Origin of the sequence: Amycolatopsis sp. WAC 04197, from assembly GCF_003947475.1 — a bacterium.
Classification (GTDB): domain Bacteria; phylum Actinomycetota; class Actinomycetes; order Mycobacteriales; family Pseudonocardiaceae; genus Amycolatopsis; species Amycolatopsis japonica.
In genome coordinates this window covers 1,073,300-1,095,503 of sequence record NZ_QHJK01000001.1, presented here as the reverse complement: position 1 = coordinate 1,095,503, position 22,204 = coordinate 1,073,300, and the positions used below count along the sequence as shown (strand labels likewise).

The following is a 22,204-nucleotide window of genomic DNA, read 5'->3' as shown; positions in this document are numbered from 1 at the left end:
ACCCCTAGCTGTCAACGAAACACCGACACGCGCTAGACGCGGGCACCCCCGCGAAGGTTGCTCGGCCGACGGGGATCAGTCCAAGTCGTCGTGCCGCATCAGCTGGCGGCCAGCCTCGGTGATCGACCCCGACAGCGACGGGTACACCGAAAATGTCAGTGCCAGGTGTTCCACTGTGAGCTGGTTCTGGACGGCGAGCGCGATGGGAAGGATGAGTTCGCTCGCCGTCGGCGCCACGACCACCCCACCGACGACCACGCCGGTGGCGGGGCGGCAGAACAGCTTCACGAAACCGCGTCGCAGACCTTCCATCTTCGCGCGGGCGTTCGTCGCGAGCGGGAGCATGATGGTGCGGGCGGGCACCTCACCCGAGTCGATCGCCTGCTGGCTGATGCCGACGGTCGCGATCTCGGGGTGGGTGAACACGTTGGCGGCGACGGTCTTGAGCTTGATCGGCGCGACACCCTCACCGAGCGCGTGCCACATCGCGATGCGGCCCTGCATGCTGGCCACGGAGGCGAGCATGAGCACCCCGGTGCAGTCGCCTGCCGCGTAGATACCGGGCGCGCTGGTGCGGGAAACGCGGTCGACGCCGATGAAGCCGCCGGGACCGGGCTCGATGCCGACCTTCTCCAGGCCGATGTCGGTGGTGTTGGGCACCGAACCGACGGTCATCAGCGCGTGGCTGGCTTCGATCACGCGGCCGTCGGAGAGGTGGATCTCGACGCCCTTTTCGGTGCGCTCGACCTTGTCGGCGCGGGCCTGCTTGACGACCGTGGTGCCGCGCTGGGAGAAGACCTCTTCGAGCACGGCGGCGGCGTCGGCGTCCTCGTGCGGGAGCACGCGGTCGCGGCTGGAGACGACGGTGACCTTGACGCCCATCTCGGTGTAGGCCGAGGCGAACTCGGCGCCGGTGACACCCGAACCGATGACGGCCAGGTGCTCGGGCAGTTCGCGCAGGTCGTAGAGCTGACGCCAGTCGAGGATGCGCTCGCCGTCCGGCACGGCGCCGGGCAGCACCCGCGGCGTGGCGCCGGTCGAGATGAGGACGACGTCGGCGTCGAGCACCTCGGTCGAGCCGTCGGGGGCGGTGACGGCGACCTTGTGCGTGGCGAGCCCGGCCTCTTCGTCGTCGAACCGGGCCTGGCCGATGACGACGCGGACGCCCTCGCGCTGGACGCGGGCGCGGATGTCGGCGGACTGCGCGAGCGCGAGGCCCTTCACGCGGCCGTGGACGGTCGGCAGGTCGACGCTGGTGTCGGCCATGTCGGTGTTGATGCCGAGCTCACGGAGGTCGTGCATGTTCGCGAGCGCGCCGGAGGAGGCGATGAACGTCTTCGACGGGACGCAGTCGTAGAGCACGCACGCGCCGCCGAGACCGTCCCGTTCGACGATGGTGACGTCGGCTCCGTGCTGGGCCGCGACCAGTGCCGCTTCGTAACCGGCGGGGCCTCCGCCCATGATCACGATCTTGGTCACTGGTCTCCTCCTCGCACCGGTGTCTGTGACTGCGTTTACCGTACGCGGGCGACCGTTGGGCGGATTGAGTGGCCGGACACGGCATGTGCGTCCAGCCGGGTGAGCGGTAGGTCGCTAGGCTGTCGCCGTGCCGTTGTATGCCGCGTATGGATCCAATATGGAGCCCGCCCAGATGCTGGAGCGCGCTCCGCACTCGCCCATGGCCGGCACCGGCTGGCTGGAGGGCTGGAGACTGACCTTCGGCGGCGAGGACCTCGGCTGGGAAGGCGCGCTGGCGACCATCGTCGAAGACCCGGGCTCCCGGGTCTTCGTGGTGTTGTACGACGTCACCTCGCTGGACGAGCCCAATCTCGACCGCTGGGAAGGCGGCGAGCTGGGCATCCACTCCAAGATCCGCCTCCGCGTGCAGACCATGGACGGCTCCGTGCTGGCGTGGCTGTACGTCCTGGATGCCTACGAGGGCGGCCTCCCGTCCGCGCGCTACCTGGGCGTACTGGCCGACGCGGCCGAGGCCGCCGGCGCCCCCGCCGACTACGTCGACGCCCTCCGCACCCGCCCCTGCCAAGGCATCTCCGGCTGACCCGCGAGTTCCGCCCCCAATCACGCGAGTTCCGCCCTCGATCACGCGAGTTCCGCCCCTAATCACGCGAATCACGGCCTCAATCACGCGAGTCGCGCCGTACGACGCTCGAACGCGCCCCGCAACTCCGCCAGTAACCGTCGCGGATCCCGCAGGTCGGCCGCCGTCGCGCGAACCGTGATCCACCCGCGTGCCGCCATCCGGGCGTCCCGCTCCGCGTCGTAGTCCTGCCTGCCCTCGTGAGCGGCGTAGCCGTCGTACTCCAGGGCGATACGCAGCTCAGGCCACGCGAGGTCGAGGACGTACAGCTTCCGCCCGTCGATGGTGTCGATCTCGTACTGGGCCACCGGCACCGGCAGCCCGGCCTCCACGACGATCAAGCGCAGGATGCTCTCCGACGGCGATTCGGCCTCGCCCGTCGCGAGCGCGAGCAGCATCTGTGCCCTGTGGATACCTCGCCGGTCGCGACGGTCGAGAAGGCGATCCCGGACGTTGGTGCGGAGGACCGCCCGATGGTCCGGCGCGAGGTTGTGCATGGCCTCTTCGAGCGCGGCGAACGCTGTTCGTTCGGCACCGTCGCAGAGATGATCGGCCAGCGCGCGATCCAACGAGAACAGGGGAAGTTCGTCCAGTTCGACGATATCGGACGGGTGAAATTCCGCCCTGTGCACGACGAGCCCGGGCCTCGATCCGACCCGTCTCGAGTACGGGACGGTCAGGTGGACCGTAGTGCCTTCCGCAGCCGAAATCCCATGCAGGGCAAGAGAAGTGACGCCGGATAGGACGGCGGGCGGTCCGATCGCGAGCAGTGCCGCCTGCGCCAGCGTCGGCAGTTTGAGCAGATCGGCGGCGTGGACGACGACGCCTCGCCACGGCTGCGCCAGCGCACCGCGCGCCAAGCCTTCGAGGACGGCTCTCCGCCCCAAGATCCTGTCGGCCTCACCACGCGAGACCACCCCATGACGTCCTCCCCAGTTGATCACGTCTTCGAGAATCGAAGATCGGATCGGCCTTGGGAAGCCCCGATTTCCCGGGCTGTGGATAACTCGTCCAGGCTGTGGATAACCCTGTGCGCGGATGTCCGGACCCGTTAGGGCAAACATCCGTGCACAGGGGCGGAACTCGCGTGATTGAAGACGTAACTCGCGTGATTGGGGGCGGAACTCAGGCCAGGGCGGCCAGGGCGGTGTGGACCAGCGTGCGGACTCCGCACAGGAGCGAACGCTCGTCGAGGGTGAAGGTCGGGCGGTGGATGTCGGCCATCGGGCCTTCACCGGACCACACGCCGAGGCGCGCGAAGGCGCCCTGGACGTGCTCCAGGTACCACCCGAAGTCCTCGCCACCGGACGACTGCTCGGTCCCGGCCACGGCGGTCTCGCCGAGGGCGGCCTCGACGCCGGCCCGCATCAGCGCGTGCGACTCCGGATCGGAGACGACCGGCGGCACGCCGCGGCGGTAGTCGAGGGAGAACCCGACCCCGGTCGGCGCGAGCAGCGACTCCACCGAAGCCGCGACGAGCGGCTCCAGCATCGTCCAGACCTCGTGGTCCGCCGTGCGCAGCGTGCCGCGCAGCACCCCGTCCTGCGGGACGGCGTTCGCGGCCTGCCCGGCGTGCACCGCGCCCCAGACCAGCACGGTCCCGGATCGCGGGTCGACCCGGCGCGAAAGCACCGCGGGCAGCGACGTGATCACGGTGCCGAGCGCGTGCACCAGGTCCGCGGTCAGATGCGGCCGCGAGGTGTGCCCGCCCGGCGACGTGAGCCGCAGCTCGATGAGGTCGGCGGCCGAGGTCAGCGCACCGACGCGCAGCCCGACCTTGCCGACCTCGAGCCGCGGGTCGCAGTGCAGCCCGTAGATCCGCTCGACGCCTTCCATCGCGCCCGCCGCGATCATGTCCAGCGCGCCGCCGGGCATGACCTCCTCGGCGGGCTGGAAGATCAGCCGTACGCGGCCCGGCAGCTCCGGCGCGCCCGCCAGCGCCCGGGCGGCGCCCAGGAGGATCGCCGTGTGCGCGTCGTGCCCGCACATGTGCGCGGCGCCGTCGGTCTTGGAGGCGTACGGGAGCCCCGTGGCCTCGGTCAGCGGCAGGGCGTCCATGTCGGCGCGCAGCGCGACGCAGCGGTCGCCGCTGCCGATGTCGCAGACCACGCCGGTGCCCGAGGGCAGCACCCATGGCTTGAGCCCCACCGAGCGGAGCAGGGACATGACCAGTTCGGTCGTGGCGAACTCGTGGCGGGAGAGCTCCGGGTGCGCGTGGATGCGACGACGCCACGCGACGACGTCGGTGGCGTTCGCGCGGAGCCAGTCGTCGAGCCAGAAGGGGCCACGCCCGGCACCCAGATCATGCACAGGTGCCATGCTGACGCCGGCCTCGGAGATCAGCGCGGTGGGCGCCTCGATAGGGGCAACGACGCGACCCTCGGGGTCGCCTGGAATGTCCGGACGTGAATCGAGCACCGTCACGCCGCACCTCCTCCCGCAACACAGTCACCTTCGTCTACCACCGTACGAGTGGTCGCTGAAGGCACGCTGGGTGCCGTTCGATCTGTGATACGCATTTGCGATAGATCGTGCACCATGCGAATGACAAGCCGCTCGTCGAGTGATCGAGCCGGAGACGGCCGGTAGTGGATCTGCGATGAACGGCTGCGAGAGTTCGGCCCGGGCTAAGCGGAGAGTCCTTCTACTTACGGGTAGCGGTTCAGGACTTCTTCTTCTTGGAACGGGAGCGGCGCCCGAGGATCACCAAGCCGAGCAGGATGGCCGCGGCGATACCCGCGATGACCTTGTTCTTGGTCTCCTGGCTGTTGGCCTTGTCGGTCTCGGCGGGGTCGAGCACCGGCCCCGGAGGCGCCTGCTCGAGCGCTTCGTGCACCGCCGCTGCCTGCATGATCACCGGCGCGGGCGCCTGGATCTCAACGGCCTGCGCGACGGGAGCGCAGACGACGAGCCCGGCGGCGACCAGTCCGGCCAGCTGCCCGAGACGAGACCTTTTCGGCATGACTCCCTTTCGTCGGCGCTCTGTTTGTCGACAGAGTGCTTCTCCGATTCTGCACTCTGCCGGGTTCCCGCGTCAGCCGCCACGCGGAGGACCGGAGAACGCCTCCAGAATCCGTTGCGCGGCCAGCGTCGGGGTCAGCTCACCGTCCCGGACCGCCCGTTCGACGTCCGGAACGACCGCTCGCACGTCCGGATGCGCCGCGAGCCGCCCGAGCAGCTGTTCGCGGACCATCGCCCAGGTCCACTCCACCTGCTGCCGCCGTCGTCGCCCGTCCAGTTCACCCGAAGCGGTCAGCACGTCACGGTGGCGCCCGATTTCGGCCCAGACCTCGTCGAGCCCGACGTCGGTGAGCGCGCTGCAGGTCAGCACCGGGGGCGTCCACTCGGCGTCGCGGCCGTAGATCATCCGCAGCGCGCCCGCCAGCTCGCGAGCCGCGCGTTTCGCGTCGCGTTCGTGGTCGCCGTCGGCCTTGTTGACCGCGATGACGTCCGCCAGTTCGAGGACGCCCTTCTTGATCCCCTGCAACTGGTCTCCGGTGCGGGCCAGGGTCAGGAACAGGAAGCAGTCGACCATGTTCGCCACGGTCACCTCGGACTGCCCGACGCCGACGGTCTCGACCAGCACGATGTCGTACCCGGCCGCCTCCATCAGCACGATCGTCTCGCGGGTCGCCCGCGCGACCCCGCCGAGCGTGCCCGAAGTCGGCGAAGGGCGGATGAACGCCTTCGGGTCCACCGCGAGCCGCGCCATCCGGGTCTTGTCGCCCAGGATCGAGCCGCCGGTCCGCGTCGACGACGGGTCGACGGCCAGCACGGCGACCTTGTGCCCGGCCCCGGTCAGATCAGTGCCGAGCTGATCGATGAAGGTCGACTTGCCGACACCGGGGACCCCGGTGATGCCGACGCGCCGCGCTCCACCCGCGTGCGGGAGCAGCTCGACCAAGAGCTCCTGCGCCTGCGCCCGGTGATCGTCCCGATTGGACTCGACGAGCGTGATCGCCCGCGACAGCAGGCCGCGGTCACCCGCGAGGACGCCTTTGGCCAGCGCCCCGACGTCGATCTTGCGCGGCAAGGTTCAGGACTCCTGGGCGGTCAGCTGTCCGATGAGGTCGATCGCCGCTTCGGCGATCACCGTGCCGGGGCCGAAGATCGCCGCCGCGCCCGCCGCGCGCAGCTCCTCGTAGTCCTGCGGCGGGATGACGCCGCCGACCACGACGATGATGTCCTCGCGGCCCTGCTCGGCGAGTTCGGCGCGCAGCGCGGGCACCAGCGAGAGGTGCCCGGCGGCCAGCGACGAAACGCCGATCACGTGCACGTCCGCCTCGATCGCCTGCCGCGCGACCTCGCCGGGGGTGGAGAACAGCGGGCCGACGTCGACGTCGAAACCGATGTCGGCGAAGCCGGTCGCGATCACCTTCTGGCCGCGGTCGTGGCCGTCCTGGCCCATCTTCGCGACCAGGATCCGGGGACGGCGGCCCTCTTCCTGGGCGAAACTTTCGACCAGTTCACGGGCCCTCTCGACGTTCTCGGTCTTGCCGACCTCCTCGCGGTACACACCGGAGATGGTACGAATCTGGCCGGAGTGGCGCCCCCAGATCTTCTCCAGCGAGTCGGAAATCTCGCCGACGGTGGCCTTCGCCCGCGCGGCGTCGATGGCCAGCGCGAGCAGGTTCCCGTCGGACTCGGCGCCCGCGGTGAGCCGCCGCAGCGCGTCCTGAGTGGCGTCCTCGTCACGCTCTTCGCGCAGCCGCCGCAGTTTCTCCAGCTGCTGCGCGCGCACGCCCGCGTTGTCGACCTTGAGCACGTCGATCTGCTCGTCGTCGGTGACCTGGTACTTGTTGACGCCGATCACCGGCTGGCGGCCGGAGTCGATCCGCGCCTGGGTCCGCGCCGCGGCCTCTTCGATGCGCAGCTTGGGGATGCCGGCGTCGATCGCCTTCGCCATCCCGCCCGCCTGCTCGACCTCGGTGATGTGCCCCCATGCCTTGCGCGCGAGGTCGTAGGTCAGCTTCTCGACGAACGCGCTGCCGCCCCACGGGTCGATCACGCGCGTGGTGCCGGATTCCTGCTGCAGCAACAACTGCGTGTTCCGCGCGATGCGGGCGGAGAAATCGGTCGGGAGCGCCAGCGCCTCGTCGAGGGCGTTGGTGTGCAACGACTGCGTGTGGCCCTGGGTCGCCGCCATCGCCTCGACGCAGGTGCGGACGACGTTGTTGTAGACGTCCTGCGCGGTCAGCGACCAGCCGGAGGTCTGCGAATGCGTCCTCAACGACAGGGACTTCGACGACTTGGGTTCGAAACCCTTCACCAGCTTCGCCCACAGCAGGCGCGCCGCGCGGAGTTTCGCGACCTCCATGAAGAAGTTCATCCCGATCGCCCAGAAGAAGGACAGGCGCGGCGCGAATTTGTCGACGTCCAGCCCGGCCTCGACCCCGGCGCGGATGTACTCGACACCGTCCGCGAGCGTGTACGCCAGCTCCAGGTCGGCGGTCGCCCCGGCTTCCTGCATGTGGTAGCCGGAGATGGAGATCGAGTTGTACTTCGGCATGTTCCGCGAGGTGAACGAGAAGATGTCCGAAATGATCCGCATCGACGGCTGCGGCGGGTAGATGTAGGTGTTGCGGACCATGAACTCCTTGAGGATGTCGTTCTGGATGGTCCCGGCCAGTTTGTCCGGTGTGACCCCCTGTTCCTCGGCCGCGACGACGTAGAGCGCGAGCACCGGCAGGACGGCGCCGTTCATGGTCATCGAAACGCTCATCTTGTCGAGCGGGATGCCGTCGAAGAGCTGGCGCATGTCGTAGATCGAGTCGATCGCGACGCCCGCCATGCCGACGTCACCGGCGACACGCGGGTGATCGGAGTCGTAGCCGCGGTGTGTCGCGAGGTCGAAGGCGACCGAGAGGCCCTTCTGCCCGGCGGCGAGGTTGCGGCGGTAGAAGGCGTTCGACTCCTCGGCGGTGGAGAAACCCGCGTACTGGCGGATGGTCCACGGCTGGTTGGCGTACATCGTCGGGTACGGGCCGCGCAGATACGGCGCGATACCGGGATACGTGCCGAGGAAGTCCACTCCGGACAGATCGTCGGCGGTGTACACCGGCTTGACGCCGATGCCCTCCGGCGTCTCCCAGGCGAGCGCGTCGGGGCCCTTGCCGGTGGCGGCGTGCAAGGCTTCGGTCCACTGAGGACGGTCGCCCGGCTCGGGGCTGCCGAGGTCGATTCCGGCGAAGTTCGGGATGGTCATCACTGCACTCCGAGCTCGTTCAACGTGCCGGTCAGGATTTCCAGGGCGTCGCAGCCCGTGAAGAGGTAGCCCGTGACGTCCGGGTGGTCACCGGGTTTCCCGGCGAGCAGCACCGACGTGGCGCCCGCTTCCTTCAACGCCTTCGCGACGCTGTCCGCTTCTTCGGCGTAGGAAGTGTTGCTGCCGCAGATGCAGGCGATCTTCGTTCCACTGGCCCGGAATTCCGCGACGACGGCTGGGATGTCCTTGGGCGCAGCGGGGTTCACCGCCTCGATCCCGCCCGCCTGGAACAGATTCGCCGCGAAACTCGCCCGCGCGGTGTGCGCCGCGACCGGGCCGAGCGTGGCGAGGAAGATGCGAGGACGGCTGGGATGCGCGTCCGCCCGGTCTCGCAGCGCCTCGAAGGCCTCGGCGTACCGGTGACGCGGCAGGCCACCGCCCGGCACGTCGTCCAGTGGGTCGCGGACGACCGCTTTCTCCGTCAGGTTGGGGAATTCGCTGACGCCGGTGATCGGATCGCGACGGGTCCCGATCCGCTTCGACCGCTTCTCCCAGGTCTCGGCGAGCCGTGCGGCGAGCGCGCCGGACGCCAGTTCCGCCTCGATTCCGCCCGCCGCCTCGATGGCGGTGAACTCGCGCCACGCGGCCTTGGCCAGCTCGTCGGTGAGGTTCTCGACGTACCAGGAGCCGCCCGCCGGGTCGATGACACCGGCCAGTTTGGACTCCTCCAGCAGCACGGCGTGCGTGTTGCGCGCGATCCGCGCGGAGAACGCGTCGGGCTGGCCGATCGCGGCGTCGAACGGGAGCACGGTGATCGCGTCCGCGCCGCCGACCCCGGCGCCGAAACAGGCGAGCGTGGTCCGCAGCATGTTCACCCACGGATCGCGCTGGGTCAGCATCGCGGGCGAGGTGACCGCGTGCTGCCGCATACCCGAGCCCTTGCCGCCGGAAACCTCGGTGACGCGGGCCCACAGGCGCCGCGCGGCACGGAACTTGGCGATCGTGAGGAACTGGTCGGCCGTGGCGGCGAGCCGGAATTCGAGCTGGCCGGCCGCGGTGTCGACGTCCAATCCCGCTTCGGTGAGCGCCCGCAGATACGCGACGCCCGCGGCGATGGCCGCGCCGAGTTCCTGCGCGTCCGAGCCGCCCGCTTCGTGGAACGGGAGGCCGTCGGCGACGATCGTCCGCACCTTCGGGTGACTGGTGGCGACGCGCGCGGCCAATTCCGCGGCGGGGGCGAGCGGATGCGCGGTGCCGGTGCGCGCGGTCGAGCCGATCGGGTCGGCGCCCAGCGTCGCCGTGACCGCGCTCGCCGGGATCTCGCGCTCGGCGAAGAGCGTGAACAACTCGTTCGCGGCGGCTTCGTACTCTTCGCCCGCGTCGAGCGTGACGGGTGCGAGGTCGACGTAGACCTCGTTCAGCGCGTCGCCCAGATCGGCGACGGGAACACCGGTCGCGCCGGCACGCAGCCAGATCGAGCTGACGCCGCCTTCCAGGTCGGCGAGGATCGCGGCGTTCGTGGCCTTGGCGTCGCGGCGCGCGTACCGGGCACGGATGTCCCAGCCGGTCGTCACCGCGCCCTCGGGCCGTGCGCTTCGCACGAACGGCGGAAGGCCGGGGAAACCCGTCCCGTCGACCGTGTCTTCGGCGGTGTAGAGCGGCTGGATCTCCAGGCCGTCGTACGTCCGCGTGACCAGCTTGCTTTCGGGCAGGCCGTCGAAGGATTCGTCGATGGCGCCGCTCTTGCGCAGCACGCCCGCGACCAGCTCGCGCCACTGGTCCCGGCTCGCTTCGGGGAACTCCGCCGCGAGTTCCAATTCTTCCGGCGCGTCGGGCTCGCCAGGGGTCGGCACTGACTCCGTCTCGGCCACTTCCGTCATAGCCAACGATGCTAACGGCCCTCAAGTGGCACCACCTGTGACGCTAGTCGCGCCTAGGGGGTGATTAGGGGGCGCTGCCGGGCGGTCGTGAACGGCGGTTTCGCGTGACTGGCCGGACGGCACGTGTGATCAGACGGACGACACGCGTGATGGAATGGACGACACGCTCGGAGCCGGGCTTCCGCCTCGAGTCGTCCGTCTGATCACGTGTGTCGTCCGGCCAGTCACGAGTGTCGTCCGTCTGATCACACGAAAACACCCGGCAGTGCACCGCGCGGGCGCCACGGTCCGGGCCGGCCCCGTTCACTCCGACAGGGCACGGCGCATAGGGCCGCCACGCGGGCATACGACACAATTGGGTCGTGCCGTCCGACACCACCGAGTCCAACGAGAGTCCCGGCGACGAGAAGCGGGTAGTCGCCGGGCGATATCGGTTGCGCTCGGTCATCGGATCAGGGTCGATGGGCACGGTCTGGTCGGCCTACGACGAGTTCCTGCACCGCCCCGTCGCGGTCAAGGAAGTCCGCCTCCCGCCCGGCGTCCCGGCGTCGCAGGCCGACGAACTGCGCGAACGGACCCTGCGCGAAGCCCGCGCGATCGCCGTCCTGAGCCACCCGAACGTGATCATCCTGCACGACGTCGCCCGCGAGAACGACGAACCGTTCGTGGTCATGGAGCTGCTGCCGTCGCGCAGCCTCGCGCACATCCTGCGCGACCACGGGCCGCTGACGGTCGAGCAGACCGCGGCGGTCGGCATCGCGGTGGCGTCCGCGCTCGAAGCCGCGCACGCCGCCGGGATCACCCACCGTGACGTCAAACCGGGCAACGTCCTCGTCGCGGGTGACGGCCGGATCAAGCTCACGGACTTCGGCATCGCGCGCAACGTCTCCGAAGCCACCATGACCCGCACCGGGATGATGCTGGGCTCGCCCGCCTACATCGCGCCCGAAGTCGCCTCCGGGGGCGCCGTCGTCCCCGCCGCCGATCTGTGGGGTCTCGGCGCGACGCTGTTCGCCGCCATCGAGGGCTCGCCGCCGTACGACGCCGACGGCGACCCGCTCGAAACGGTCGGCAAGGTCGTCAACGGGAAGGTGCCGAAGCCCGGCCCCGGTCCGCTGGCCGACGTGATCGGCGCGCTCATGAAGAAGGAGCCGTCGAAGCGGATCACCCTGCGCGAGGTGCGGCGCCGCCTGTACCCCTTGCAGGCCAAGACGCTCATCGATCTGTTCCCCGCCGAGCTGTTCCACACGCCCGACGGCAAGAAGACCACCGCGCATCTGGACGCCACCGACACCCAGGTGATCAAGCCGGTCGCGCCGGAGAAGCCGGGCGAGGGCACGAGTTCCGAACTCGCCGCCGACCCCGGTCCGCTGCCGTTCCTCAACCAGCCCGCGCCGGCGCCTCCCGCCGAGCTCGCGCCGATGCCGACCGTCACGCCACAGCCGCCTCGACGGCCCGGCCGGTCGACGGTGGGCACCGTGGTGCTGGCGCTCGCGTCGGTCGTCCTGTTCCTGTTGGCCGCGGGCGGCGGTTTCGTGCTGGCCAGGGCCGTCGGCGGGCAGGATCTGCGGCCGCCGGAGAAGCTGCAGCAAGGCGACACGATCATCACCCAGCCGCCGCCGAAGCTGATCACACAGCAGGGTGACGCGAGCACGGTGAACGGCCTCAAGGGCGGCCGGTTCAGCCTCGGTGTCCCGGAGGGCTGGCAGAAGTTCGTCGCGCCGCATATCACCAGGGGTGTGCCGAGCACGGTGGTCCAGTACGTCTCGCCCGACGGCCGCCAGGTCATCCGGGTCGAGCGGCTGAGCGGTTTCCTGGCCGAGAGCCCGCCGCCCGCCTACTTCAGCTGGCTGAGGAGCCAGCATCCGGAGATCGCCCCGATCGGCGGGCCCACCACCGTCCCGGGCCGCGGCGACGACAGCCAGCGGTACACCTACCGGACGACGGAGCGCGCCACCGGCAACCGGGACGCCGTGAACGAGAGCATCACGCGGACGACGTACATGGACCTGTTCAGCGGCGGCACGGATCTGTGGATCCTGTCGGTGACCTCGACGATCGAGCAGGAGAACTCAGCGAAGACCGGGATCTTCGAGCCGGTCGCCTTGTCGTTCATCGTCGACGGCTAGCCCGGCGAAGTACGCCTTCGACGCGCGCTGCTGCGCGAGCCTTCGCAGCACCGAGAGCAGCCTGTCGCCCAGAACCGTCTCCACGACGGCGATCTCGATGATCTGCTCCAGCGACTCGATCCCCGAGATCCCTTCGAGGTCCAGGTCGGCGGTCCGGTCGGCGATCTCGGCGTAGGCGTCGAGTTTCTCGAGATACCAGCCGTGCCCGACCTCGCGGATCGTGCACAGGACGCCGACCAGGGCCTGGATGACCAGGTCGTCTTCGTCCTTGCAGGGCCAGCCGCGGCGGTCGGCGAGGTCGCGGACCGTGGCGAGCGCCCATTCGCGGGCTTCGTCGTCGACGACCCGCTTCGACGTCGTGATGCCCTGCTGGGCGATACCGAGGACGTGGTGGGGGCTGGCCTCCCCGGCGTCGACCGCGGCGAGCACTTCGCCGACCGTCGCGAGCGAAAGGCCGCCGACGTCCATCAGCGCCCTGATCAGCTTGATCCGCTGCACGTGCCCGTCGTCGTACTTCGCCTGGTTCGGGCTGGTCCGCTCGCCCGGCGGAAGGAGCCCTTCCCGCAGGTAGTACTTGATCGTGGCGACCGGGATCCCGGCTTTTTCGCTCAGTTCGGCCATCCGCACGCGTGCGCTCTCCCATCTCGGGGACGGTTCCAGGGTCATCCCTGAAGACTTCTCAGGATGGATAGTTTAGCTTCCCATAACGGAGAGCTTGACTATCCATTCTGGGAGGGACCCATGACCATCTTGACCGATCTCCGCGAGAGAACCCGCACCTGGCACCGGGGTTCGTATCGCTTCGCCCAGGCCTTCGCCGTGATCACCGTGCTGTGCGTCTTGGCCATGCTGATCGACCAGCGGACGCTGAACGGCGCCCCGCTCTGGGCGAAACCGTTCAAATTCGCCGTCTCCGCCACGCTGTACTTCTTCACCTGGAGCTGGCTCGTCTCCCTGCTGCCCAAGTTCCGGCGTACCGCGAGCTGGCTGGCGAACACGCTCGTCGTGATCTTCGGCGCCGAGTACGCGCTCGTGATCTTCCAGGCCGCCCGCGTCCGCGCGAGCCACTTCAACAACGCGACGCCGCTCGACAACACGATCTTCCAGATCATGGGCGGGATGATCGCCGTGCTCTGGGTGGTCAACCTCGTCCTGACGATCGCCGTCATGTTCACCCGGATCCCCGACCGCGCGACGGCGTGGGCGGCCCGGATCGGCGCGATCCTCGGCATGATCGGGATCTCGCTGGCGACACTGATGAGCGGCCCCACCCCGGACCAGCAGGCCCTGCTCGACGCGACCGGCCAGTCCGCGATGATCGGCGCGCATACCGTCGGCCTCCCCGACGGCGGCCCCGGCCTGCCGATCCTCGGCTGGAGCACGGTCGGCGGCGACCTGCGGATCCCGCATTTCCTCGGCCTGCACGGCCTCCAGGCGCTTCCGCTGCTCGCGCTCGTCCTCGGCGTCCTGGCCGCGCGCTACCCGCGGCTTCGCGACGACGTCCTCCGGCTGCGGCTCGTGGTGATCGCCGGCGTCGGCTACGCGGGCCTGCTCGCGCTGCTCACCTGGCAAGCCCTGCGCGGCCAGTCGATCGTCTCCCCCGACAGCCAGACCCTCACCGCCTTCGCCCTCTTGATCGCGGGCGTCGCCTTTAGCGGGCTGATCGCGATCGGGCGGCCGGCGAAGGACAGGGAGCTGGAGGCCTCGCTGCGATGAGCGTCGAGACCCTGTTCACTTGGACCTTCCCGCTGGCGACGCCGTTCTGGCTGCTGATGATCTTCCTGCCGGGCTGGTCGTGGACCCGCTGGATCATGTCCTCGCCCTGGACGCCGCTGCTGCCGCTGATCCCGTACTTCGTGCTCGCGATCGCGCATTTCGGCGAGCTCTGGACGGCGGTCAGCAGGCCGGACCTCGGCGTGCTCGCCGCGTTCACCGGATCGCCGTACGGGGCAGCCACGATCTGGGCCCATCTGATCGCCTTCGACCTGTTCATCGCGCGCTGGATGTACCTCGAATCACGCGAGCACCGGATCCACCCGCTGGTGACCGGCCCGATCCTGGCGCTCACGATCTTCCTGTCCCCGTTCGGGCTGGTGGCGTTCCTGCTCGTGCGAACCGTCCGGATACGCTCGTCGCATGAGTGAGAACGAGGTCGCGGCGGCCGCCGCCATCGCCGAACGCACCGGCGTCGAGAAGCACGACATCGCCGTCGTGCTCGGTTCGGGCTGGCGCCCGGCGGCGGACGTCATCGGGGAGCCCGAGGCGGAGATCCCGCTGGGCGAACTGCCCGGATTCGCCGCGCCGGGCGCGGTCGGGCACGGGGGAACCGTCCGGTCGGTCCGCGTCGGCGAGAAGCGCGCGCTGATCCTGCTGGGCCGCACGCATTTCTACGAGGGCAAGGGCATCGACCCGGTGGTGCACAACGTGCGCACCGCCGCGGCCGCCGGGGCCAAGACCGTGCTGCTGACCAACGCCGCGGGCGGCCTGCGTGAGGGCTTCCGCGTCGGACAGCCGGTGCTGATCTCCGACCACCTGAACCTCACCGCGCGCTCGCCGATCGTCGGCGCGAACTTCGTCGACCTGACGGATCTGTACTCGAAGCGGCTGCGCGACATCGCGCGCGAAATCGACCCTTCGCTGGAGGAGGGCGTCTACGCGGGGCTCACCGGGCCGCATTTCGAGACGCCCGCGGAAATCCGCATGCTGCGGACGCTCGGCGCCGACCTCGTCGGCATGTCGACGGTGCTGGAGGCCATCGCCGCCCGCGCCGCCGGGGTCGAGGTGTTCGGGCTTTCGCTGGTGACCAACCTGGCGGCCGGGATGACCGGGGAACCGCTGAACCACGAAGAGGTCCTCGAGGCGGGCCGCCAGTCCGCCACCCGGATGGGCACCCTGCTGAAGGAACTCGTCTCCCGCGCCTGACAAGTGTCATGAAAGGGTCGTTCAGGACGTTTTTCGTCCTGAACGACCCTTTCATGACATCCGGGGCAGTTCTCAGCCGGCGAACTCGGGAAGCCGCTGGGCGACCTCCGCGGGCGAAGGCATCGCGGCGACCTCGTCGGCGAGCCGACGCGCCGCGCCGTGGACGGCCTCGTCGGCGAGCAGCTTGCGCGCCTGCTCGAAAATGACGTCCTCGACGACTTCGGCACCGATCAGCTGCACGCCCACCCCGGCCGCGACGACGGCCTCGGCGTTCGTGAACTGATCCGCCCCCTGCGGCAGCACCAGCTGTGGCAGCCCGGCGCCGAAGGCACCCAGCGTCGTCCCGCTGCCGCCGTGGTGGACCACGAGATCGACGTGCGGCAGAAGTTCGACCTGCGGCACCCACATCTCGACCCGGACATTGCCCGGGACTTCGCCCAGTGCCGCCGGATCCACCGTCGGGCCCGCCGCGACGACGACGTCCGCGTCGAGCCGCGCCAGCCCGCCGATGGCCCGCTTCAGCACGTCTTCGTCACCGAACGCCGTTCCGAGCGTGAGGTAGACGAGCGGTCGGCTCTTGTCCCGGCCCACCACGCCCGCCGGCAGGTCACCCGGTTCGGCCCAGCCGACCGGACGCTGCGGGATCCGGTTCGCCCCGGCCAGGAATTCCGGCGATTGCACCGATTCCGGGCAGATGTCGACGACGGGATCACCGAAGGATTGCGGATCCAAATCCGGCAAACCGACTTCCGCGGTGAATTCCGCGAGGCGGCCGTAGATGACGTCCATGACGTCACCCGGCGAGAACCGGCCGAAACCGTGCCCGATCGCGGGAATCCCGGCGAGATGGGCGGCGATGGCACCACCGGCGTTGCCGCTTTCGTAAACGACGAGATCCGGCCGGTGCCGTTCCAGCACCGGTGTGAGATCGGCGACGAATCGCCGGGGCAGCACATTCCCGAACACTTCGCCGATGACGGGATGGAACGACTCGGGCGGGGCGTCGGAGGCGTTGGGTTTGGGAGCGTCGGGGCCGGCGACCAGCTCGAACGCCTCCCGCATCCCGAATCCGGCGCTTTCCACTGCCAGACCGGCCTTTTCGACCACCGTCAGCATGTCGTCCCCGGTGGCGAAGACGACCTCGTGCCCGGCGTCGCGAGCGGCGACGGCGAGCGGTAGTAGGGGATAGAGATGACCATGACTCACCAGAGAAGTGAAGATCAATCGCACCCTCTCCAACGTACCCGTAGGCTGACTCGGTGACGACTTCCTTGACCTCGGATCTCCGGGATCGGGCGTTCCGCTGGATCGCCGACGACCCGGACGACGATTCCCGCGTCGAGCTGCAGAACATCCTCGCGCGCGCGATGGGCGGCGAAGCCGGTGCGGCGGACGAACTCGCGGACCGCATGGCCGGACCGCTCGAATTCGGCACCGCCGGGCTGCGCGGCCCGGTGCGCGCGGGCCCCAATGGAATGAACGTCGCGGTCGTCACCCGGACGACGGCGGGGGTCGCGGCCTGGCTGACCGCACAAGGACATTCGGGCGGTGTCGTGGTGGTCGGCCGCGACGCGAGGCACGGTTCGGAGGCCTTCGCCAAGGCCGCCGCCGAGGTGCTGACGGCCGCCGGGTTCGCGGTGAAGACGCTGCCCGGTCCGTTGCCCACGCCGGTGCTCGCGTTCGCCGTACTGGAACTCGGCGCGGTGGCGGGTATCCAGATCACCGCGTCGCACAATCCCCCGGCCGACAACGGTTACAAGCTCTACGACGCGACGGGCGGCCAGATCGTCCCGCCTTCGGACGGCGAGATCGAGCGCGCCATCGAAGCCGCTCCCCCGGCGATCAGCGTGCCCCGCGAGCCCGGCGCCGCAGTACTGGGCGACGACCTCCGCGACGCGTACCTCGCCAAGGTCGCGCTGCTGCCACGTGGGCCGGAACGCGCGGTCAAGGTCGCCGCGACGGCGTTGCACGGCGTCGGCGCGGAGACCCTGCGCGCCGCGTTCGAGCGCGCCGGGTTCACCGAGCTGAGCCTGGTCGCCGAGCAGACCACGCCGGATCCCGACTTCCCGACGGTCGCCTTCCCGAATCCGGAGGAACCGGGCGCGACGGATCTCTTGCTGGCACTGGCCTCCGAGGTCGGCGCCGACCTGGCGATCGCGCTCGACCCGGACGCCGATCGCTGCGCGCTGGGCGTGCGCGAGCGGGACGGTTCGTGGCGGATGCTGCGCGGGGACGAAACGGGCGTCCTGCTCGGCTGGCATGTTCTGTCCACTGTAGACAGTGCCGATCCACTGGTGGCCACGACGATCGTGTCGTCGTCGATGCTCGGCGAAGTCGCGAAGGAATTCGGGGCGCGCTACGCGGAGACCTTGACCGGGTTCAAATGGCTGGTCCGTGCCGGCGAAGGGCTCGTGTTCGCTTACGAAGAGGCGCTCGGCCTCTGCGTGAACCCGGGTTTCGTGCGCGACAAGGACGGCATCTCCGCCGCCGTGCTCGCGGCGGGCTTGGCCGCCTCCCTGCGCGCGGCGGGCCGCGGGCCACTGGACGTCCTCGACGAACTGGCCGTGAAGCACGGCGTGCACGTGACGGATCAGGTCTCGCTGCGGGTCACCGACCTGTCGGTGCGGGAACGCCTGATGGCGGGTCTGCGCGCCACTCCCCCGGCGTCGCTGGGCGGCACCGATGTCACGATGGAGGATCTCCTGCCCGACGCCGACGTCCTCCGCCTGACCGGCGAGGGGCTGCGTGTCGTCATCAGGCCGTCCGGGACCGAGCCGAAACTGAAGGCGTACCTGCAGATCAAGGAGCCGGTCACCGGCGATCTCGCCGAGGCGCGTGCCGCCGCGGACGCGCGGCTCGCGGCACTCCGGGCCGACATCGAGTCCCGGCTGGCCTGACATGCCGAAGCTGCTGATCGTCCACCACACGCCGTCGCCCTCGACGCAGGCGATGTTCGAAGCCGTGCTCTCCGGCGCGAACCATCCGGACATCGAGGGCGTCGACGTCGTGCGCCGCGCGGCGCTGGGCGCGACCGTGCCCGACGTCCTGGACGCCGACGGCTACCTGCTCGGCACCCCGGCGAATCTGGGCTACATGTCCGGCGCGCTGAAGCATTTCTTCGACACCGTCTATTACCCGTGCCTGGATTCCACGCGGGGACGGCCGTTCGGGTTCTTCGTGCACGGCAACAACGACACGTCCGGCACCGTCCGCGGGATCGAGGCCATCACGACCGGCCTCGGCTGGGAAAGCGCGGCCTCGCCGGTGCTCGTCACCGGCGAACCGGGCAAAGCGGATCTCGAGGCCTGTTTCGAATTGGGCGGCACCCTGGCCGCCACGCTCATGCCCTGACCCTGCCCGCGTTTCGTCCTCTGAATGCGATAGTCCGCATCGCGAACGACCGCATTCAGAGGACGAAACGCGGGGGTGAAAGTAAAGGGGCCTGTCACCGGAAGCCCTGGGGGTCGACCTCCGGCAACAGGCCTAGGCCAAGGGTTCGCCGTGATGGCGATCAACCTTGGCTGCCTCAGCGTACTACATCCGGCACGATCTTGTGCACCCACCGGGAAAAACGGCTCTCACTCCGGCGTCCGTACACCCCCAGGGCACGGATTCCGGAGCGAGAGACCGGACACGGCACGAAACCGCTTGACAACTGTAAACCACTGCATACATGCGCTGTCAACAGCTGCGGACAGGCTGTATCGCGTTACACTCCAACTACGGAACGGGACTACGGAACGGTTGGGGGGTCATGTCGCCGTATCAGACCTTCGCCCAGAAACTGACCGCGCTGATCGATTCGGCGCGCGCGGACGAAGGCGCCCCGCACAGCTATCGCGAGCTGTCCGCGGCCATCGACCGCGCCGGCGGGCCCACCATGTCGCCCGCGTACCTCCAGCAGCTCGCCACGGGCAAACGGGTCAACCCGAAGATCCACTACGTCGAAGCGCTGGCGAAACTCTTCGGGGTGCCGATCACGTACTTCTTCGACGAGCAGGAGCCCCAACCGGCCGGAGAGGCGACGCTCATGGCCATGCGCGCACAGGAACTTTCCCCGCAGGGCCGTCGCCAGGTGATGGACCTCCTGGAGCTCGTCGAACGCTACGAACGGGCCGAGCGCGAGCAGCCGGAAGAGAACCGATGAAGGAACGGGAACTCCGCAAACGCTGCCGCAAGATGCTGAACAAGCTCGACATCGAGCCGCCGCTCGACGTCGGCGTGCTCTGCGAACGGCTCGGCGAACAGCGCGGCAGGCCGATCCGCCTGATGCCGTATCCGCTGGAGGTCCCCGGCCCGTTCGGCTGCTGGATCGCCACCGGTTCGGCGGACTACATCTTCTTCCAGCAGGAGACCACGAAATCCCACCAGGACCACATCATCCTGCACGAACTCGGGCACATGCTCGCCGATCACCATCCCGGCGGCGACGCCGAACCCGCCGACTTCCTGCGCGGCCCCGCCCCCGGCCTCGACGACGACGCGGTACACCGCGCTTTACGCCGCACCTCCTACGATGAGGCGCACGAATGGGAAGCCGAGACCGTGGCGACCATCATCCTCGAATGGGCGTCGGTCTTGAACTACACGATTCCCCGTCGCGCCGACGACGATGACGTCCGCCGCGTCCAAGGCGCGCTGGGCGACCATCAAGGGTGGCTGTGACTCCACTGTTCTCCCCCATCAACGTCGTGGCGATGGCGCTGTTCGCGACCGCGCTCGCCTGGCGGATCTACCAGACCTACCGAGCACCCCGCCTGCTGCCGAACTGGGCGATCACGATCACGATCGTCTGCGTCGCGGGCTCCTTCCTCGCCCAGCAGAAGGTCATCGTCGGCTGGCTCGACGACCTGACCGGCAAGGGCACCGGCCGCCTGGTCAACAACGTCCTGCTCGCCATCGGCGTCTGCGCGCTGTTGATCGTGTTCCTCGGCTCCGCGCTGGGCCCGCGCCGGCCGGGGCGCGTCCTGTTCGAGCTGATCCCCTTGTCCGCCGCGATCGCGCTGATGCTGGTCGCCATGGCCGTCACGCCGCCGGAGGTGCGGGGGCTGGCGCTGAGCCCGAAGCTCGTGCACGTGCCCGGGGTGGCGCTGTTCTACCTCGGCGCCGGGATCTACCTGATCTACGGCCTCGCCGCCTGCGCCTGGTGGATCTTCCGGTACATCCGCACCGCGGACCGCCATCTGAAGATCGGGCTGAAACTCAGCGCCGCCGGGCTGATCTGCCTTTCCGTCGGCAGTGTCTTCCGCGCGCTCTACATCGTGATCGCGTGGGCGTTCGGACCGTCGGTCCCGATTCTGCTCACCGTCGCCGTGCCGTTGGTGCTCCTCGGAATCGTGCTCTTCCTCGCCGGGATCACCTATCCCGGCGCCCGCGCGCGGTTCGCCGCGCTGCGACGGCGCCGTCAGCACCGGCGGCATCACGACGAGCTCACCCCGCTGTGGACCGCGCTGGCCGGGATCTACCCGAACATCGTGCTCCGGACCACCCCGCAGGGCGCGTGGGAGCGGTGGCGCCCGCGCACGGTCCACCGCCGGTACTACCGCCGGGTGATCGAGATCCGGGACGGGCTCGTGCAGCTGAGCCCCTATCTGGAAACCGATCTGACCGCACTCGCCGCGGACGATCCGCACGCGGCGGCGGAAGCGCTCAAGCGGGCGATCGCCCGGCAGACCGCGGGCGAGGAGACCGACGGGCGCGCGAAACTCGTGCTCCCCGGTGGCGCCTCCGACATCGAATCCGACGTGCGGCCGTTGCTCGCGCTCTCCGCCGCCGTCTCCAGGAGCGACGCATGACGAAACAGCTTTTGCTGACGGCGAGCCGGATCCTGCCGCGTCCGAGCACGCCGGTCGAAGACGGCGCCGTGCTCGTCGAGGGTGATCGCATCCTCGCGGCGGGCCCGCGCGCCGAGGTCACGGCACAGGCGTCGCCGGAGGCCGAAAGGCTCGACTTCCCCGGCGCGACCCTGCTGCCCGGCCTGTTCAACGCTCACGTGCACCTGGCGTTCGACGCCACCCGCGAGATGCTGCCGAACTTCCTGGCGAGCGACGACGAAGCCCTGCGCGCGGGCGCCAAGGAGCGTTTGGGGCAACTGCTGCGCAGCGGCGTCACAACGGTGCGGGATCTCGGCGATCGCGGCGCTTTGGGCGCGCGGGTCCGTGCGGAACTCGAAGGCGCGGCCGCGCCGCGTCTGCTGACCGCGGGCTCCCCTCTGACCGTCCTCAATGGACACTGCCACTTCTTCGGCGGCGAGGTCGACGGCGACGACGCGATCCGCGCCCTGATCGACGCGAACGCGGCCGCCGGCGCGGACGTGATCAAGGTGATGGCCAGCGGCGGCCAGATCACCGAGGGCGGCGCGGACATGTGGGAGTCCCAGTTCGACGTCCGGGCACTGCGCCTGATCGTCGAGCACGCGGGGCGCCACGGGCTCCCGGTCGCGGCGCACGCCCACGGCGCCGACGCGATCGAGGCGTCGGTCGAGGCGGGTGTGGCCACGATCGAGCACTGCACCTGGATGACCGGACCGCAGCGGCAGGACCGGCGCGAGGGCGTCGCCAAGCGGATGGCCGCCGAGGGCATCGCGGCCTGTTCGACCAGCAGCCGCAACTGGCGGATGCTCGCCGAGCGCATGGGCGAGGAGCTCGCGAAGACCGTCTACGGCAGGCTGTCCTGGCTGGAGGAGCTGGGTGTCCCGCTCCTCGCGGGCACGGACGCCGGATTGCCCGGTTCGGTCTTCGACGACCCCGTCGGCGCCCTCGAACTCTACGAATGGCTCGGTTTCGGCAGGCGCCGGATCCTCGAGATCGCGACCGAGGACTCCGCCGCCGGGCTCGGCCTCGGCGACGTCACCGGACGGCTCGCGCCGGGGCTGAGCGCCGATGTCCTGGCGGTCGACGGAGATCCGCTCGCCGATCTTTCCGCCCTGCGGAACCTCCGCCTGGTGCTTTCGCGCGGCGTGCGGGCCTGA

The 22,204-nt window shown here is 69.7% G+C and carries 20 protein-coding genes; 11 read left to right on the top strand and 9 right to left on the bottom strand.

Annotation, left to right across the window (positions count from 1 at the left end; translation table 11 throughout):
* Positions 1 to 75: 75 nt before the first annotated feature.
* Positions 76 to 1,479 carry an NAD(P)H-quinone dehydrogenase gene (locus DMC64_RS05495; protein ID WP_016331316.1) on the bottom strand — a complete coding sequence of 468 codons (1,404 nt, stop codon included), beginning with the start codon at positions 1,477 to 1,479 and terminating at the stop codon, positions 76 to 78.
* 127 nt (positions 1,480 to 1,606) lie between these two features.
* Here DMC64_RS05495 and DMC64_RS05490 point away from each other — a divergent pair, with 127 nt between their 5' ends.
* A complete protein-coding gene (locus DMC64_RS05490) occupies positions 1,607 to 2,059 on the top strand; it encodes a gamma-glutamylcyclotransferase (RefSeq protein WP_179948472.1) in 453 nt (150 codons plus the stop codon).
* A gap of 83 nt (positions 2,060 to 2,142) precedes the next feature.
* Here DMC64_RS05490 and DMC64_RS05485 read toward each other — a convergent pair whose 3' ends face one another.
* From DMC64_RS05485 to DMC64_RS05460, 6 genes are all read right to left on the bottom strand, one after another.
* Complete coding sequence (locus DMC64_RS05485; RefSeq protein ID WP_125732901.1) at positions 2,143 to 2,985, bottom strand: DUF559 domain-containing protein; 843 nt, start codon at positions 2,983 to 2,985, stop codon at positions 2,143 to 2,145.
* Positions 2,986 to 3,223: 238 nt separating this feature from the next.
* Positions 3,224 to 4,522, bottom strand: coding sequence for an amidohydrolase (locus DMC64_RS05480; protein ID WP_081975674.1), 1,299 nt, complete (start codon positions 4,520 to 4,522; stop codon positions 3,224 to 3,226).
* A 238-nt stretch (positions 4,523 to 4,760) separates the two neighbouring features.
* Positions 4,761 to 5,060 (bottom strand): hypothetical protein, encoded by a 300-nt coding sequence (locus tag DMC64_RS05475; protein WP_038519335.1) that lies wholly within the window; start codon positions 5,058 to 5,060, stop codon positions 4,761 to 4,763.
* 72 nt (positions 5,061 to 5,132) lie between these two features.
* On the bottom strand, positions 5,133 to 6,131 hold the full coding sequence (gene meaB / locus DMC64_RS05470) for a methylmalonyl Co-A mutase-associated GTPase MeaB (RefSeq protein WP_125732394.1): 999 nt from the start codon (positions 6,129 to 6,131) through the stop codon (positions 5,133 to 5,135).
* Positions 6,132 to 6,134: 3 nt separating this feature from the next.
* Positions 6,135 to 8,303 (bottom strand): methylmalonyl-CoA mutase, encoded by a 2,169-nt coding sequence (gene scpA, locus DMC64_RS05465; protein ID WP_125732391.1) that lies wholly within the window; start codon positions 8,301 to 8,303, stop codon positions 6,135 to 6,137.
* On the bottom strand, positions 8,303 to 10,183 hold the full coding sequence (locus DMC64_RS05460; RefSeq protein WP_125732389.1) for a methylmalonyl-CoA mutase family protein: 1,881 nt from the start codon (positions 10,181 to 10,183) through the stop codon (positions 8,303 to 8,305). The genes scpA and DMC64_RS05460 overlap by 1 nt, the downstream gene beginning before the upstream one ends.
* A 362-nt stretch (positions 10,184 to 10,545) precedes the next feature.
* Between DMC64_RS05460 and DMC64_RS05455 the strand changes: the two genes are divergently transcribed.
* Positions 10,546 to 12,312: a serine/threonine-protein kinase gene (locus DMC64_RS05455; RefSeq protein WP_125732387.1), complete on the top strand. Its 1,767-nt coding sequence runs from the start codon at positions 10,546 to 10,548 to the stop codon at positions 12,310 to 12,312.
* Here DMC64_RS05455 and DMC64_RS05450 read toward each other — a convergent pair.
* Positions 12,256 to 12,978, bottom strand: coding sequence for a MerR family transcriptional regulator (locus tag DMC64_RS05450; protein WP_199754886.1), 723 nt, complete (start codon positions 12,976 to 12,978; stop codon positions 12,256 to 12,258). The genes DMC64_RS05455 and DMC64_RS05450 overlap by 57 nt on opposite strands.
* 75 nt (positions 12,979 to 13,053) lie before the next feature.
* Here DMC64_RS05450 and DMC64_RS05445 point away from each other — a divergent pair, with 75 nt between their 5' ends.
* Genes DMC64_RS05445 through DMC64_RS05435 form a run of 3 tightly spaced genes read left to right on the top strand, consistent with a single transcriptional unit; the run spans position 13,054 to position 15,234 of the window.
* A complete protein-coding gene (locus DMC64_RS05445; protein ID WP_125732385.1) occupies positions 13,054 to 14,028 on the top strand; it encodes a hypothetical protein in 975 nt (324 codons plus the stop codon).
* The gene (locus DMC64_RS05440) at positions 14,025 to 14,456 is read left to right on the top strand and encodes an ABA4-like family protein (protein ID WP_125732383.1); all 432 of its coding nucleotides are present in this window, start codon (positions 14,025 to 14,027) and stop codon (positions 14,454 to 14,456) included. The genes DMC64_RS05445 and DMC64_RS05440 overlap by 4 nt, the downstream gene beginning before the upstream one ends.
* A complete protein-coding gene (locus DMC64_RS05435) occupies positions 14,449 to 15,234 on the top strand; it encodes a purine-nucleoside phosphorylase (RefSeq protein WP_037332359.1) in 786 nt (261 codons plus the stop codon). Before DMC64_RS05440 ends, DMC64_RS05435 begins: the two co-directional genes overlap by 8 nt.
* Positions 15,235 to 15,306: 72 nt before the next feature.
* Here the strand turns inward: DMC64_RS05435 and DMC64_RS05430 are convergent, their stop codons facing one another.
* Positions 15,307 to 16,464, bottom strand: coding sequence for a glycosyltransferase (locus tag DMC64_RS05430; RefSeq protein WP_125732380.1), 1,158 nt, complete (start codon positions 16,462 to 16,464; stop codon positions 15,307 to 15,309).
* Between the two features lie 29 nt (positions 16,465 to 16,493).
* Here DMC64_RS05430 and DMC64_RS05425 point away from each other — a divergent pair, with 29 nt between their 5' ends.
* The 6 genes from DMC64_RS05425 to DMC64_RS05400 all read left to right on the top strand — a co-directional run bounded on the left by DMC64_RS05425 (position 16,494) and on the right by DMC64_RS05400 (position 22,204).
* Positions 16,494 to 18,131, top strand: coding sequence for a phospho-sugar mutase (locus DMC64_RS05425; protein ID WP_199754885.1), 1,638 nt, complete (start codon positions 16,494 to 16,496; stop codon positions 18,129 to 18,131).
* A gap of 1 nt (position 18,132) precedes the next feature.
* Positions 18,133 to 18,585, top strand: coding sequence for a flavodoxin family protein (locus DMC64_RS05420; RefSeq protein ID WP_125732377.1), 453 nt, complete (start codon positions 18,133 to 18,135; stop codon positions 18,583 to 18,585).
* Positions 18,586 to 18,988: 403 nt separating this feature from the next.
* The gene (locus tag DMC64_RS05415) at positions 18,989 to 19,381 is read left to right on the top strand and encodes a helix-turn-helix domain-containing protein (RefSeq protein ID WP_125732375.1); all 393 of its coding nucleotides are present in this window, start codon (positions 18,989 to 18,991) and stop codon (positions 19,379 to 19,381) included.
* The gene (locus tag DMC64_RS05410) at positions 19,378 to 19,899 is read left to right on the top strand and encodes a hypothetical protein (protein WP_037332365.1); all 522 of its coding nucleotides are present in this window, start codon (positions 19,378 to 19,380) and stop codon (positions 19,897 to 19,899) included. The genes DMC64_RS05415 and DMC64_RS05410 overlap by 4 nt, the downstream gene beginning before the upstream one ends.
* A complete protein-coding gene (locus DMC64_RS05405; protein WP_125732373.1) occupies positions 19,896 to 21,029 on the top strand; it encodes an MAB_1171c family putative transporter in 1,134 nt (377 codons plus the stop codon). The genes DMC64_RS05410 and DMC64_RS05405 overlap by 4 nt, the downstream gene beginning before the upstream one ends.
* Complete coding sequence (locus DMC64_RS05400; RefSeq protein WP_125732371.1) at positions 21,026 to 22,204, top strand: amidohydrolase family protein; 1,179 nt, start codon at positions 21,026 to 21,028, stop codon at positions 22,202 to 22,204. Before DMC64_RS05405 ends, DMC64_RS05400 begins: the two co-directional genes overlap by 4 nt.

Bases quoted from the DNA above. Each gene is read 5' to 3' on its own strand.
- DMC64_RS05420 (WP_125732377.1), top strand. From the start codon at position 18,133: ATGCCGAAGCTGCTGATCGTCCACCACACGCCGTCGCCCTCGACGCAG.
- DMC64_RS05415 (WP_125732375.1), top strand. From the start codon at position 18,989: ATGTCGCCGTATCAGACCTTCGCCCAGAAACTGACCGCGCTGATCGAT.
- DMC64_RS05450 (WP_199754886.1), bottom strand. From the start codon at position 12,978: ATGACCCTGGAACCGTCCCCGAGATGGGAGAGCGCACGCGTGCGGATG.
- scpA (WP_125732391.1), bottom strand. From the start codon at position 8,303: ATGACCATCCCGAACTTCGCCGGAATCGACCTCGGCAGCCCCGAGCCG.
- DMC64_RS05440 (WP_125732383.1), top strand. From the start codon at position 14,025: ATGAGCGTCGAGACCCTGTTCACTTGGACCTTCCCGCTGGCGACGCCG.
- DMC64_RS05475 (WP_038519335.1), bottom strand. From the start codon at position 5,060: ATGCCGAAAAGGTCTCGTCTCGGGCAGCTGGCCGGACTGGTCGCCGCC.
- DMC64_RS05435 (WP_037332359.1), top strand. From the start codon at position 14,449: ATGAGTGAGAACGAGGTCGCGGCGGCCGCCGCCATCGCCGAACGCACC.
- DMC64_RS05410 (WP_037332365.1), top strand. From the start codon at position 19,378: ATGAAGGAACGGGAACTCCGCAAACGCTGCCGCAAGATGCTGAACAAG.
- DMC64_RS05460 (WP_125732389.1), bottom strand. From the start codon at position 10,183: ATGACGGAAGTGGCCGAGACGGAGTCAGTGCCGACCCCTGGCGAGCCC.
- DMC64_RS05400 (WP_125732371.1), top strand. From the start codon at position 21,026: ATGACGAAACAGCTTTTGCTGACGGCGAGCCGGATCCTGCCGCGTCCG.
- DMC64_RS05445 (WP_125732385.1), top strand. From the start codon at position 13,054: ATGACCATCTTGACCGATCTCCGCGAGAGAACCCGCACCTGGCACCGG.